Origin of the sequence: Gilliamella sp. Pas-s25 (assembly GCF_009795885.1) — a bacterium.
Lineage (GTDB): Bacteria > Pseudomonadota > Gammaproteobacteria > Enterobacterales > Orbaceae > Gilliamella.
The window spans coordinates 23,714-38,031 of sequence record NZ_WTEV01000017.1 but is presented as its reverse complement, the minus strand read 5'-3'; the positions used below and the strand labels follow the sequence as shown (position 1 = coordinate 38,031).

Genomic DNA, 14,318 nt, shown 5'->3' with positions numbered 1-14,318 from the left:
AGAAGAGGTTAATGTGAATCCGACTGTCCAAGCTGTAACCCAACGTATTATTGAGCGTTCTAAGGCTTCTCGTGCTGCTTATTTACAAAAAATAGAACATGCTATAAGTAAACAAGTAACACGATCTAGTTTACCATGTAGCAATTTAGCGCATGGTTTTGCTGCTTGTTGTATTGATGACAAAAAGGATCTAAAAAATATCTTAAAAAGTAACATTGGTATTATTAGTTCTTACAACGATATGCTTTCAGCGCACAAGCCTTACGAATTTTATCCGGAGCAAATTCGCAACGTACTGCACAAAGTTGGCGCCGTTGGGCAAATGGCGGGAGGGGTACCTGCCATGTGCGATGGTGTGACACAAGGCGAGCCTGGGATGGAACTGTCATTAATGAGCCGCGATGTAATTGCGATGTCAGTTGCCGTTGGACTTTCACATAATATGTTTGATGGTGCACTCTATCTTGGTATATGCGATAAAATCGTACCCGGGTTATTTATTGGTGCATTAACATTTGGTCACTTACCTGCTATTTTTGTGCCAGCAGGCCCGATGCCATCGGGGTTATCCAATAAAGAAAAAGTACGTATCCGCCAACTTTACTCTGAAGGTAAAGCTTCGCGAGAAGATTTACTGGAGTCAGAATCAGCCTCTTATCACACCAGCGGGACGTGTACTTTTTATGGTACAGCCAATAGTAACCAGATGGTGATTGAATTAATGGGATTACATTTGCCTGGTGCAGCTTTTGTTCATCCTGAAACCGCATTACGTTTTGAATTAACTAATGCTGCTGCTAAACAGATTACTCGCCTGACCAACCAATCAGGAAATTATATGCCTGTTGGTAAAATGGTCGATGAAAAAGTGATTGTCAACGGTTTAGTTGCACTGCTTGCAACAGGTGGTTCAACAAATTTAACCATGCATATTGTTGCCATGGCGAAAGCTGCCGGCATTATTATCAATTGGGATGATATTTCAGACTTATCAACCGTTGTGCCTTTACTTTGTCGAATCTATCCAAATGGGCCTGCTGATATTAACTACTTCCAAGCCGCTGGTGGCACATCTTTATTGGTTCGAGAATTATTAGCCGGTGGTTTATTGCATGAAGATGTTGAAACTGTGGTTGGACGAGGGCTTAGCCGCTATACTCAAGAGCCAATTTTAGAAAATGGCAAACTCACTTTCCGCGAAGGTCCAACAAAATCATTAGATGAGAGCGTCATTGCCTCAATCAAAAAACCGTTTAATTCACATGGTGGATTAAAAGTGATGTCAGGCAACCTTGGCCGTGCTATTATGAAAACCTCTGCGGTAGCATCTGAACATCAAATTATTGAGGCGCCAGCAGTGATCTTTAATAGCCAATATGATTTAGAAGCCGAATATAAAGCAGGTAAATTAGACAAAGACTGTGTGGTTGTTGTGCTTTATCAAGGACCAAAAGCAATTGGTATGCCAGAGTTACATAAACTAATAACGCCGCTGGGTGTACTACAAGATAAAGGCTATAAAGTTGCCTTGTTAACTGACGGTCGATTATCGGGAGCATCTGGTAAAGTCCCAGCAGCGATTCATATTACCCCTGAAGCTTATGATGGTGGTTTATTAAGTAAAGTCCAAGAAGGTGATATGATTCGAGTTAATGGTCAAACTGGCGAAATAACATTATTAGTTGAGGAAACAGAACTGGCTAAACGTCAACCTTATCCTTTCGATTTGACCGAGTCACATCTTGGCTATGGTCGCGAACTGTTCACCGTTATTCGTAAAAATTTAACTTCCGCAGAAGAAGGGGCAGTAAGCTTTTAATACTAAAAATCTGCCGCATATTGCGGCAGAAACTGACCAATCAGTCTCACTGTAGAAATTCTTCTCGTTGTTTATAGCGCTTTGAGATGCACTGTAAACAACGCGAGGAATTTCTACAATTTGTTTGGAAGGTAATGCGACAGTTGTTAATGGTGGAAAGCGAACTTCACTAAATTCATTATTATTTCCATTTTTTCTTTTTCTTTTTTAAATACTCTTTTGGGCTTTCTAACCACCCTATGCTAAAAATGTAAATACAAATAAATATTCCTGATGAGAAAAGTAAAAGCTCATAGTCAGAACTATAGTTATGGATTGTTTTTCTATGTCCGGCAATAAACGCCTCGAAAAAAGCAACGATATAATTTAAAAACAACATAATGCGCCTTTGCCATTTCAACTTTTTATTATATTGATAATCACTTATTGTATATTTTCTAAAGCGATAGGTAATAATAATAGGCAAAATAGAGAAAAAGTAATACGCAATGTATATCAATATAATCATCTATGTTATTTCTCTAGTTGTTAATGGTGGAAAGCGAACTTCACTAAATTCATTATTATTTCCATTTTTTCTTTTTCTTTTTTAAATACTCTTTTGGGCTTTCTAACCAGGATATTGGAAAAGGATAAATAATTAGAAATATAAATGCTGATAATAAAAGAGGGCCATAATCTTGATTAGAACGAACGATACGTTTGAGTTCACATGCAATTATAATTTGAACAACTGAAGCAACATAATTGAAAACCAACATGATGCGCCTTTGCCATTTCAACTTTTTATTATATTGATAATCACTTATTGTATATTTTCTAAAGCGATAAGTAATAATAATAGGCAAAATAGAGAAAAAGTAATACGCAATGTATATCAATATAATCATCTATGTTATTTCTCTAGTTGTTAATGGTGGAAAGCTAACTTCACTAAATTCATTATTATTTCCATTTTTTCTTTTTTAAATACTCTTTTGGGCTTTCTAACCAGGATATTGGAAAAAGATAAATAATTAGAAATATATATGCTGATAATGCAAGAGGACCATAATCTTCATTAGAACGAGCGATACGTTTAAGTTCATATCCAATTATAATTTGAACAGCTGCAGCAACATAATTAAAAACCAACATAATGCACCTTTGCCATTTCAACTTTTTATTATATTGATAATCACTTATTGTATATTTTCTAAAGCGATAAGTAATAATAATAGGCAAAATAGAGAAAAAGTAATACGCAATGTAAATCAATATAATCATCTGTGTTATTTCTCTAGTTGTTAATGGTGGAAAGCTAACTTCACTAAATTCATTATTATTTCCATTTTTTCTTTTTCTTTTTTAAATACTCTTTTGGGCTTTCTAACCAGGATATTGGAAAAAGACTATAAACAATTAGAAATATAAATGCTGATAATGCAAGAGGACCATAATCTTGATTAGAACGTACTATAATTTTAAGTTCACTTACAATTATAATTTGGATACCCAGAGCAATATAATTGAAAACCAACATAATGCACCTTTGCCATTTCAACTTTTTATTATATTGATAATCACTTATTGTATATTGTCTAAAGCGATAGGTAATAATAATAGGCAAAATAGAGAAAAAGTAATACGCAATGTAAATCAATATAATCATCTGTGTTATTTCTCTAGTTGTTAATGGTGGAAAGCTAACTTCACTAAATTCATTATTATTTCCATTTTTTCTTTTTTAAATACTCTTTTGGGCTTTCTAACCAGGATATTGGAAAAAGATAAATAATTAGAAATATATATGCTGATAATGCAAGAGGACCATAATCTTCATTAGAACGAGCGATACGTTTAAGTTCATATCCAATTATAATTTGAACAGCTGCAGCAACATAATTAAAAACCAACATAATGCACCTTTGCCATTTCAACTTTTTATTATATTGATAATCACTTATTGTATATTTTCTAAAGCGATAGGTAATAATAATAGGCAAAATAGAGAAAAAGTAATACGCAATGTATATCAATATAATCATCTGTGTTATTTCTCTAGTTGTTAATGGTGGAAAGCGAACTTCACTAAATTCATTATTATTTCCATTTTTTCTTTTTCTTTTTTAAATACTCTTTTGGGCTTTCTAACCAGGATATTGGAAAAGGATAAATAATTAGAAATATAAATGCTGATAATAAAAGAGGGCCATAATCTTGATTAGAACGAACGATACGTTTGAGTTCACATGCAATTATAATTTGAACAACTGAAGCAACATAATTGAAAACCAACATGATGCGCCTTTGCCATTTCAACTTTTTATTATATTGATAATCACTTATTGTATATTTTCTAAAGCGATAAGTAATAATAATAGGCAAAATAGAGAAAAAGTAATACGCAATGTAAATCAATATAATCATCTGTGTTATTTCTCTAGTTGTTAATGGTGGAAAGCTAACTTTACTAAATTCATTATTATTTCCATTTTTTCTTTTTCTTTTTTAAATACTCTTTTGGGCTTTCTAACCAGGATATTGTAAAAAAATTATAAATAATTAAAAATATACATGCTGATAATAAAAGAGGGCCATAATCTTGATTAGAACGAACGATACGTTCGAGTTCACATGCAATTATAATTTGGATACCCAGAGCAATATAATTGAAAACCAACATAATGCACCTTTGCCATTTCAACTTTTTATTATATTGATAATCACTTATTGTATATTTTCTAAAGCGATAGGTAATAATAATAGGCAAAATAGAGAAAAAGTAATACGCAATGTATATCAATATAATCATCTGTGTTATTCCTGTTATTCAATAGAACCTTCTTCAATATGGCCATCAAAATATTGCCGATATGTAGTACCATCCAAGCGCGTACACAACGAGTAATTAGGTTGGTCATCTACATCAGATTCACTACCTGTAACACATATTACTATTGCACAACTATCTACAATTTTCTCTATATTATCAATCTTTTCTGGGTTTGAAATATATAGATTTGTCTCACTACTTTCATTATCTTTAACTAATATATTTTTAGCCTCTTGATAAATTTCACTTAAAGACATAACATCACTTACTATTTCAGAACTTAACAACCATTTATTCATCTGTCTATATGCTCGTGTCAAATCCTTTCTACCATAATGAAATAATTTGAATTTTGCTGAATTAGCGCGATTAAATTGATTAATTGCAAAACTTTATGCTGATAAAATCGTGACGCTATTTTATCAGAGCTATCAGTCTTATGGTACAAGACGAATTGCACTTCATGGTGCATTGAAAATCCACTTCTTGCGGAAAATCGGTACCTTGTTGCGAAGTCACCAATTGGCTTGCCAATAAAATAACAGGTACTTTATTACGTTGTGCTTCATAAATACCATTAATAAAATGTAAACTTCCTGGCCCACAAGATCCAGCACAAGCCGTAATTTGGTCTGTTAAATAAGCTTCTACCCCTGCTGCAAAAGCCCCCCCACTTCTTCATGACGAACATGAACCCACTCAATATTACTTTTTTTAATAGCTGATGAAATCTGATTTAACGTATCTCCGACAATACCATAGCAATGCTTAACCCCAACCTCAGCTAAAATATCAACAATAATTTGTGCAACTGTTTTTTTGATGACATATAATCTCCTAAAAGGTTTTTGAATGTATTCCCTCATTTGCATAAATTACACCCACATTTTAATAACGCGAATAGAATTTAACATAAACAGCAATAAATACTAAAAACAGAGCCATTGTGATGATGTTGCACAACAAAGTTTAAGGAAACATATTCCCTATCGCAATAAATCAAGGTATTATGTCGAAAATCTTATTGAAATAATAGAGTCATATCCCGTGGAACAATCGTCATCTGGGCATAGTTTAATGTCGTCGATTACTGCTTTTTTGCCTGATTATTTAAACCAATATTTTCCTTTTATTATCGTCTGTTTATTGTTATTTATCGCCATTTTACTCTTCTCATTTAGTAAATTGAGAATGGACATTATTGCATTACTCACAATTACAGCTATCACCATTAGTGGTGTATTAACACCAGCGGAGGCATTAGCAGGCTTTAGTGATCCCAATATCATCTTAATTGCGCTATTATTTATTATTGGGGAAAGCTTAGTGAGAACGGGCGTCTCATACAAAATGAGCGAATATATTCTTAAAATAGCTGGCAAAAACGATATTGGCATTATTATCTATATCATGTTAGGCGCTGCATTACTCGGCTCAGTGATGAGTTCAACAGGGGTAGTTGCCATTTTCATTCCTGTTGCCATTAGTATTGCCAACCACACAGGTATTCACGTTAAAAAATTAATGATGCCACTTTGTATTGCCGCTTTAATTAGTGGCATGATGACTTTAGTTGCAACCGCACCAAACCTTGTTGTTAACAGTGAGCTCAATCATTTTAAATTAAACGAGTTTGGTTTTTTTTCAATTACACCAATTGGTTTAGGAGTTTTAGTTGTTGGGGTCATCTATTGTACGTTAACACGCAATTGGTTGCTCACAGCTGAACAAGTCACCCCAACCAACACCCAACCGCAAAGACGAAAAATTACCGATTTAATCCGTGACTATAAATTAATTGGCCGTGCCCACCGAGCACAAATATTAGCGGGATCGCCTTTTGTTGGGCGCACAATTGATGGCTTGCATTTGCGTAGTGAACATGGCGTAAATGTTATTGGTATTGAACGTTGGCGCAAATTTCACAAAGTATTAATTCCCGTTAATGGTTCAACTGAGTTTCGTGAAAATGATATTTTGCTACTGGATATGTCACACTCGGAGGCAGATTATCGCACCTTTTTAACCACCAATAATCTTGAACCAAAAATTTTACGCGGTGAGTATTTTTCAGAGCAAGTTAAACAAGTCGGTATGACCGAAGTCGCCCTACTGCCCGAATCCACACTATGTGGAAAAACACTCAATGAAATCAATTTTAGAGGGAAATATTTTCTAACAGTAATTGGCATTTGGCGTAATCATGCCCCCGTTGAAACAAACAACTTATTCCAAGAACGTTTACAGATGAGTGATACACTATTGGTTTGTGGTGACTGGGGATCAATACAAAAATTACAAACGCGAACCAGTGATTTTGTGGTATTAGACTATCCATCGGATATTGATGATATCGCACCAGCAAGTTCACAAGCGCCGCTGGCGTTAATTAACCTAGCGATTATGATTACGTTAATGGTAACCGGCATTGTGCCCAATGTGGTTGCTGCGTTAATTGCCTGCTTATTAATGGGCGCGACACGCTGTATTGATATGACTAATGCCTATAAATCCATACACTGGCCAACCTTAATTTTAATTATTGGTATGATGCCTTTTGCCCTCGCTCTCAATAAAACAGGCGGTATTTCGCTTATATCTGCTTGGCTTGAAGTTCACCTACGTTCTTTCGGGCCTTACATGGTGCTGACATTTATTTTTTTATTATGTTCAACCATTGGGTTATTTATATCCAATACTGCAACCGCCATTTTAATTGCACCAATCGCCATTGATTTAGCACTAAAATTTGATTATTCGCCCTACCCATTTGCCATGACGGTTGCCATTGCCACATCGGCATCATTTATTACCCCCGTATCATCACCAATTAAAACCATGGTGGTTGCACCGGGTGGATATAGCTTTGGGGATTTTGTTAAAATTGGCGTACCGTTAACTTTTTTGGTAATGGCGGTGGATATTGCTTTAGTGCCAATATTTTTTCCGTTTTAAAAACTAACACTTTATTGTTTTCTTTAAAAAACAATTAAAAAGTTAAATAGATTTACTGATTTTTTATAGCTTTTGCCGGTTTTATGGACATGATTTGGTAATAGTTAGCTTCGGGTGTATTGTCTATTGAGTGAAATAAATAGCAATAGTGATAATGTCTAAAACCTAGCTAACCCAAAATAATCTCTAAAAAATACTATTATTAATCTTTATGAAAGAGGGGTAGTTCATCATCTTCTACTTTTATACGTATTACCTTCAAATTTGATACAAATAAAAGGTATTTATAATAATTGTGATATCTTTTTGATTAAAGATTCTCTCTAAAATTTCAGGTATAATCCATATAATTTATCGATTATGGACATAATACTTATGCCTCATGCAACTAAACCATTAAATATTATTTTTGCTGGAACCCCTGATTTTGCAGCTACCCATTTAAAAGCGCTTATTGATACGAAGCATAATGTGATAGCAGTTTTTACGCAGCCCGATCGCCCTGCGGGTCGTGGTAATAAATTAACTGCAAGTCCTGTTAAACAATTAGCGATTGAAAATAGTCTGCCTGTTTATCAACCCGCAACGCTTAGATCCGAAGAAAACCAAAAAATCATCGCTGAACTTAATGCTGACATTATGATTGTTGTTGCTTATGGGCTTATTTTGCCACAAGCGGTGCTTGATATGCCCAAACTAGGTTGTTTAAATGTGCATGGTTCATTATTACCACGCTGGCGTGGCGCAGCACCGATTCAGCGTGCTTGCTGGGCAGGAGATCAAGAAACGGGCATTACCATTATGCAGATGGATGCAGGACTTGATACAGGTGATATGCTTTATAAGCTTACCTGCCCAATTGAGCCAGCCGATACTAGCGCATCGCTGTATGAAAAACTAGCAAAGCTTGGTCCCCAAGGCTTGCTTGATACATTAGCGTTAATCAGTGAAGGGAAAATCCAACCAGAAAAGCAAGATGAAGCGAAAGTTACCTATGCCGAAAAGCTTTCCAAACAAGAAGCCAAACTTGATTGGAATTTATCTGCCGAGCAACTCGAGCGTTGTGTTCGCGCTTTTAACCCATGGCCGGTTAGCTATTTTATCGTTAATGGCGAATCGGTTAAGGTATGGCAAGCTCAAATCGTTGAAATTGATTCAAAACAGCCTGCTGGCACGATTTTGCAAGCAGACAAAAACGGCATTTGCATCGCAACAAGCAAAGGCGCATTAAATATGACAAAGCTCCAACCAGCGGGTAAAAAACCAATGTCAGCACAAGATTTATTAAATTCTCGTCAGTCTTGGTTTGTTGTTGGCGAAAAGCTCAGTATGGATTAAGCATTCAAACTACAATATTACAGGATATTTAATCCTGTAATATTTATCGTTTTCTCGCTAACAGTGTTGCAAATCTCAATTTTATACGATTACCATGAATATCAGTTTTATGTAATTGACCTATATCTTCATTGTATTTTAGGATTTCCCAATCTTGATAATAATTGAGTAATTCTTGTTCTTTAAATGTGAATGAAAATCCCACTGAACAAGGATAATCAGCCGTCGACATTGCACAGACGATAAGATTATAACCGCCAAGTTTAGTGATAGCCTGCATATTATGAATAATATCTGGGATTTTATCTGGTTGTAAAAACATCATCACAACTGTTGAGAGAATGAAATCATATTCACCTTTTAAGTTGGCTTGGTTAATATCATAGAGAGAAGCATTAATATGGTTTAGATTCTCATTATGAATAATCTGTTGTAAATTATTAATACTCAGTTCCGATTTATCAACAGCGTTGACGTCAAAACCTAATAATTGTAAATAAAGCGAATTACGGCCAGAACCACAACCAAGATCTAATACTCTACCTTTAGGAATAAATTGACAAGCTGACACCACTTCAGAATGTGTTTTAGTCATTTGGTACTTTTTATAAGTATAATCCTCTGGCTGACAATAAAATGCTAACTGACATTGTAGATCATCCGATACATTGGCAATACGATACCAATGCAATGGTAATATAAGTGGTGGTTGATGCAATATATCATAATGGTGTCGACTTTTGATCTCCTCTTGCGTTGTTAATATCTCGAGATCTAAGCAACCAGCAATAATGTGTAACTGTACCCATGTACCTTCTTGGGTATGGTATTTTTCGCAAAACACTTGTGGTAAATTTTTAACATCCCAGACAGGTAACATTTTATAATTAAATAAATTTTCCAAAATAATATCATCCTTAAAACAAATCAATAGTTGACTATTATAGTCAATTATTGAGCGTCTAAACAACTCGCAGTAACATCAGATAAAACAACAACAAGTGGCGAAACATAAATTTATTGTAGCGAAGTTGGCTTGATCAACATATAATCTTCACCATCCTAGACTATATAGTGAAAACATTAGAGGAACAATTTATGGGATTTTTAACAGGCAAACGTATACTTGTTACGGGTGTTGCAAGTAACCGTTCTATTGCTTACGGTATTGCACAATCTATGCATCGTGAGGGTGCTGAACTCGCTTTTACTTACCAAAACGATAAATTAAAAGGTCGTGTTGAGGAGTTTGCCGCTGATTTTGGTTCAAAAATCGTTCTACCTTGCGATGTTGCACATGATGAAAGCATCACAGAACTATTTACTGAACTTGCAAAAACATGGGATAAATTCGACGGTTTTGTCCACGCTATCGCTTTTGCACCGGGTGATCAATTAGATGGTGATTATGTTAATGCTGTGACTCGTGAAGGGTTTTCAATCGCTCACGATATCAGCTCTTACAGCTTTGTTGCCATGGCTAAAGCATGCCGGTCAATGTTAAATCCAGGCTCAGCACTGGTTACGCTTTCTTACCTTGGCGCTGAACGTGCAATCCCTAACTATAATGTGATGGGTCTTGCTAAAGCATCACTCGAAGCCAATGTACGTTATATGGCAAATGCCATGGGGCCAGAAGGTGTACGTGTTAATGCAATTTCAGCAGGTCCAATTCGTACACTTGCCGCATCAGGCATTAAAGATTTCAAAAAGATGTTATCTCACTGCGAATCAGTAACCCCAATTCGTCGCACAGTGACTACTGAAGATGTCGGCAATTCAGCAGCATTTTTATGTTCTAATTTAGCATCAGGCATTACTGGTGAAGTAATTCACGTCGATGGTGGATTTAGCATCGCTGCAATGAATGAGTTAGAACTTAAATAAGCAATCTCATCATATATGAAAAAGGCGCTAAACTATTCATGGTTGCGCCTTTTTAATGATATTTAATATCAAATTACTATCTTACTTACTTATATTATTCTTTTTGTAAGTTTTGAACAAAAACATAAAATTTAGAATACATATACTGTTTTTTCCGTTAAAATTTATGCCAATTTGCACGGTAACAGTTTGTTGGAGAAAAAATGAAAATAGCAAAAAATACAGTAGTGAGTATGGCATATCAAGTGCGTACTACAGATGGCGTTTTAGTTGACGAAGCAACCGCTACTGCCCCCCTTGAATATCTACAAGGTGCTGGTAATCTATTACAAGATCTTGAAAACGCGCTAGAAGGTCATCAAGTTGGTGATAAATTTGAAGTTGAAATAATTAATGCCTATGGTGATTTTAATGATGCACTTGTACAAAATGTTCCTCGTGATGTATTTGTCGGCGTTGATGAACTCGAAGTAGGCATGCGCTTTTTTGCAGATACTGATCAGGGTTCTTTACCTGTTGAAATTACTGCTATCGATGGCGATAGCGTTACTATTGACGGCAACCACATGCTAGCAGGGCAAGACCTAAAATTTAATGTTGAAGTATTAGCTATCCGTGAAGCAACTGAAGAAGAAATTGCTCATGGTCATATTCATGGTGAACATGGACATGATCACGGACATGGTGGCTGTGGCTGTGGTGGTCATCACTCTCATGAAGATGAAGATGATGAAAGCACGGGTTGCTGTGGCGGTGGTCATGGAGGATGTGGTTGTCACTAATCCATCCCCCATTAAAATGAAATTATAAAAGCGCTGCATAGCGCTTTTTATTTAACATATATTTAATATTGCCTAATAATTTGTGAAATAACTCCCAATATTTTACATTATCATTTTACCTGATTAATTTTTCCTTTAATAATTTGGGTTTTACAATTATTGGAATCTAACAATTATGCCTTCACAATCAGTTGCATTAATGCCACGTGAGAAGCTTTTGAAATTTGGCGTTGAAACTCTCAGTGATGCAGAATTACTGGCTCTTTTTTTACGTACAGGCACCCATAATTTACCCGTTTTAGAGTTATCTCAAAAATTATTAAATGAGTTTGGTTCTGTCTATCATCTAATAAATGCAAGCCATAATGATTTTTGCCAAAAAAAAGGATTAGGTACAGCTAAATATACACAATTAAAAGCGGTTGTCGAACTTTCACATCGATATCTAAAGGTTAAAATGAACAACGAAAACTCGCTTACTTCACCAACTATAACACATCACTATTTAGCCAGTCGATTAGTGAATAAAGATCGTGAGGTCTTTATGGTGATTTTTTTAGATAACCAAAATCATGTCATTTATTCAGAAGAGATGTTTTTTGGTACTTATAATTGTGTAGAAGTACATCCTCGAGAAGTAGCAAGGCGAGCACTACAACTTAATGCAGCAGCATTAATTTTAGCTCATAATCACCCCTCTGGCATGTCAGAACCAAGCCAAGCAGATCGCATTCTCACAAAAAAAATAGAACAAGTATGTGACTTAATTGATATTCGAATCGTTGATCATATCGTGATCGGTAAAGGTGAGTATGTTTCTTTTGCCGAACGCGGATGGATTTAATCGTTATTTTTACTTACAATGTAAGCTTATTACCTACTAACTCATACATGAACCTATTTTATGAATAAACAACTAGAATTGCTAGAAACTAAAGTTGCCTTTCAAGAAGTTACCATTGAAGAATTAAACCAAATGGTGACACACCTTCAAGCAGATATAAGTAAATTAAAAGAACAATTAACGTTATTATCCCAAAAACTACAAGCTACTCAACCATCAAATATTGCTAATTTATCTGAAGAAACGCCACCACCACATTATTAATTATGCTTATCAAGTTAAATAACTGTCGTTTGGAAATTTATCTACCCAACCAATAATATCTTGATATCACTTAGTAGATAGTTATCCACAATAAGTTCAATAAACTGTAAATTAAAGTAATTACGATCAATCTAAATTAGAAAATAAAAAACCGGCATATAGCCGGTTTTAATACACAATGATTTAATACTTATTCAGCTGCTGCTTCTGCTTCTTCTACTGCAGGGCGATCAACTAATTCAATATAAGCCATTGGAGCATTATCTCCATCACGGAAACCACATTTTAAAATACGTACATAACCACCTGGGCGGGTAGCAAAACGTGGACCTAAATCTGAAAATAATTTCTTAACTGTATCTTTATCACGGATACGAGCAAAAGCCAGACGGCGATTAGCTACGCTATCGCTTTTGGCTAGCGTAATTAACGGTTCAACAACACGACGCAACTCTTTTGCTTTAGGCAATGTAGTTTTGATGATTTCATGTTCAACAAGTGAACTAGTCATGTTACGAAACATTGCTTGACGATGGCTGCTATTTCGGTTCAGTTGACGACCACTTTTACGATGGCGCATAACTTTATCCTTCTTATATAAATTTTATTTTAGTCTTCAACAATACTTGCTGGTGGCCAGTTCTCAAGACGCATGCCTAAAGATAAACCACGAGATGCGAGTACATCCTTAATTTCAGTAAGTGATTTCTTACCAAGATTAGGGGTTTTAAGTAACTCAACTTCGGTACGTTGTACTAAATCACCAATATAATGAACTGCTTCTGCTTTTAAGCAATTAGCAGACCGAACAGTTAATTCCAAATCATCTACTGGACGTAAAAGAATTGGATCAAATTCCGGTTTATCTTCTTTCACTTCTGGTTGACGCACATCACGTAAATCAACGAAAGCTTCAAGTTGTTCAGCCAAAATAGTTGATGCACGACGAATAGATTCCTCAGGATCGATAGTACCATTGGTTTCCATATCGATAACAAGTTTATCTAAGTCCGTACGTTGTTCCACACGAGCAGCATCAACAGAATAAGCAATACGCTCGACAGGGCTATAACATGCATCAACTAACAGACGACCGATTGGTCGTTCTTCATCTTCTGACTTAACGCGAGCAGAAGCAGGGACATAACCACGTCCTCGTTGTACACGAATACGCATACTAATTGAAGCATTGGCATCAGTAAGATGACAAATTACTAAATCAGGATTAACAATTTCAACATCACCATCATGAGTGATATCAGATGCAGTTACTGCACCAATACCTGATTTGTTTAAAGTCAGCATCACATCATCTTTAGTATGTACTCGTACTGCTAATTTTTTTAAATTAAGCAAAATATCAAGTACATCTTCTTGAACGCCTTCTTTAGTACTGTACTCATGCAGAACACCGTCAATTTCAACTTCGGTTACTGCATATCCCGGCATAGATGATAATAAAATGCGGCGTAGTGCATTACCTAAAGTATGACCAAAACCACGCTCAAGTGGCTCTAAAGTCACTTTGGCATGTGTTTGGCTGTATTGAACAACATCAACTAGGTGAGGTTTTAAAAACTCTGTTACAGAACCCTGCATTATGTCCTCTCTTAA

At 35.5% G+C, this 14,318-nt stretch carries 17 protein-coding genes and 1 pseudogene; 7 read left to right on the top strand and 11 right to left on the bottom strand.

All coding sequences use genetic code 11. From position 1 onward, the window contains the following. Positions 1–13 precede the first annotated feature (13 nt). Positions 14–1,819: a phosphogluconate dehydratase gene (gene edd, locus GQ593_RS08785; protein ID WP_160431682.1), complete on the top strand. Its 1,806-nt coding sequence runs from the start codon at positions 14–16 to the stop codon at positions 1,817–1,819. Positions 1,820–2,000: 181 nt separating this feature from the next. Here the strand turns inward: edd and GQ593_RS08780 are convergent, their stop codons facing one another. The 8 genes and pseudogenes from GQ593_RS08780 to GQ593_RS14240 form a co-directional block, all read right to left on the bottom strand. Further along, entirely contained in the window at positions 2,001–2,198 is a 198-nt protein-coding gene (locus tag GQ593_RS08780; protein ID WP_160431681.1) for a hypothetical protein, read from the bottom strand. Positions 2,199–2,382: 184 nt separating this feature from the next. After that, positions 2,383–2,580: a hypothetical protein gene (locus GQ593_RS08775; protein WP_160431680.1), complete on the bottom strand. Its 198-nt coding sequence runs from the start codon at positions 2,578–2,580 to the stop codon at positions 2,383–2,385. A 184-nt stretch (positions 2,581–2,764) separates the two neighbouring features. Next, positions 2,765–2,956 (bottom strand): hypothetical protein, encoded by a 192-nt coding sequence (locus GQ593_RS08770; RefSeq protein ID WP_141683350.1) that lies wholly within the window; start codon positions 2,954–2,956, stop codon positions 2,765–2,767. Between the two features lie 569 nt (positions 2,957–3,525). Further along, positions 3,526–3,717 (bottom strand): hypothetical protein, encoded by a 192-nt coding sequence (locus tag GQ593_RS08765; protein WP_141683350.1) that lies wholly within the window; start codon positions 3,715–3,717, stop codon positions 3,526–3,528. A gap of 184 nt (positions 3,718–3,901) precedes the next feature. Beyond that, on the bottom strand, positions 3,902–4,228 hold the full coding sequence (locus GQ593_RS08760) for a hypothetical protein (protein ID WP_160431679.1): 327 nt from the start codon (positions 4,226–4,228) through the stop codon (positions 3,902–3,904). Between the two features lie 55 nt (positions 4,229–4,283). Next, complete coding sequence (locus GQ593_RS08755; protein WP_160431678.1) at positions 4,284–4,613, bottom strand: hypothetical protein; 330 nt, start codon at positions 4,611–4,613, stop codon at positions 4,284–4,286. A 14-nt stretch (positions 4,614–4,627) separates the two neighbouring features. Next, positions 4,628–4,933, bottom strand: a complete 306-nt coding sequence (locus tag GQ593_RS08750; protein ID WP_160431677.1) for a hypothetical protein — start codon at positions 4,931–4,933, stop codon at positions 4,628–4,630. A 145-nt stretch (positions 4,934–5,078) separates the two neighbouring features. Beyond that, a pseudogene (locus tag GQ593_RS14240) lies at positions 5,079–5,500 on the bottom strand (thiamine pyrophosphate-binding protein); the annotation flags it as partial. Positions 5,501–5,711: 211 nt separating this feature from the next. Between GQ593_RS14240 and GQ593_RS08740 the strand changes: the two are divergent. After that, positions 5,712–7,589, top strand: coding sequence for an SLC13 family permease (locus tag GQ593_RS08740; protein WP_160431707.1), 1,878 nt, complete (start codon positions 5,712–5,714; stop codon positions 7,587–7,589). 375 nt (positions 7,590–7,964) lie between these two features. After that, positions 7,965–8,927 carry a methionyl-tRNA formyltransferase gene (gene fmt, locus GQ593_RS08735; protein WP_160431676.1) on the top strand — a complete coding sequence of 321 codons (963 nt, stop codon included), beginning with the start codon at positions 7,965–7,967 and terminating at the stop codon, positions 8,925–8,927. A 43-nt stretch (positions 8,928–8,970) separates the two neighbouring features. On the opposite strand, the gene tehB is transcribed toward fmt, so the two are convergent. Continuing rightward, on the bottom strand, positions 8,971–9,831 hold the full coding sequence (gene tehB, locus GQ593_RS08730; protein ID WP_160431675.1) for an SAM-dependent methyltransferase TehB: 861 nt from the start codon (positions 9,829–9,831) through the stop codon (positions 8,971–8,973). A 194-nt stretch (positions 9,832–10,025) separates the two neighbouring features. Between tehB and fabI the strand changes: the two genes are divergently transcribed. The 4 genes from fabI to GQ593_RS08710 all read left to right on the top strand — a co-directional run bounded on the left by fabI (position 10,026) and on the right by GQ593_RS08710 (position 12,704). Beyond that, on the top strand, positions 10,026–10,814 hold the full coding sequence (gene fabI / locus GQ593_RS08725) for an enoyl-ACP reductase FabI (RefSeq protein WP_085247159.1): 789 nt from the start codon (positions 10,026–10,028) through the stop codon (positions 10,812–10,814). 203 nt (positions 10,815–11,017) lie between these two features. Continuing rightward, the gene (gene slyD, locus GQ593_RS08720) at positions 11,018–11,596 is read left to right on the top strand and encodes a peptidylprolyl isomerase (RefSeq protein WP_160431674.1); all 579 of its coding nucleotides are present in this window, start codon (positions 11,018–11,020) and stop codon (positions 11,594–11,596) included. Positions 11,597–11,771: 175 nt separating this feature from the next. Then, positions 11,772–12,440, top strand: coding sequence for a RadC family protein (gene radC / locus GQ593_RS08715; protein ID WP_160431673.1), 669 nt, complete (start codon positions 11,772–11,774; stop codon positions 12,438–12,440). A 60-nt stretch (positions 12,441–12,500) separates the two neighbouring features. Beyond that, positions 12,501–12,704: a SlyX family protein gene (locus tag GQ593_RS08710; RefSeq protein ID WP_085247156.1), complete on the top strand. Its 204-nt coding sequence runs from the start codon at positions 12,501–12,503 to the stop codon at positions 12,702–12,704. Positions 12,705–12,894: 190 nt separating this feature from the next. On the opposite strand, the gene rplQ is transcribed toward GQ593_RS08710, so the two are convergent. Further along, on the bottom strand, positions 12,895–13,284 hold the full coding sequence (gene rplQ / locus GQ593_RS08705) for a 50S ribosomal protein L17 (protein ID WP_025314408.1): 390 nt from the start codon (positions 13,282–13,284) through the stop codon (positions 12,895–12,897). A gap of 29 nt (positions 13,285–13,313) precedes the next feature. After that, the gene (locus tag GQ593_RS08700) at positions 13,314–14,303 is read right to left on the bottom strand and encodes a DNA-directed RNA polymerase subunit alpha (RefSeq protein ID WP_034911133.1); all 990 of its coding nucleotides are present in this window, start codon (positions 14,301–14,303) and stop codon (positions 13,314–13,316) included. Between the last annotated feature and the right edge of the window lie 15 nt (positions 14,304–14,318).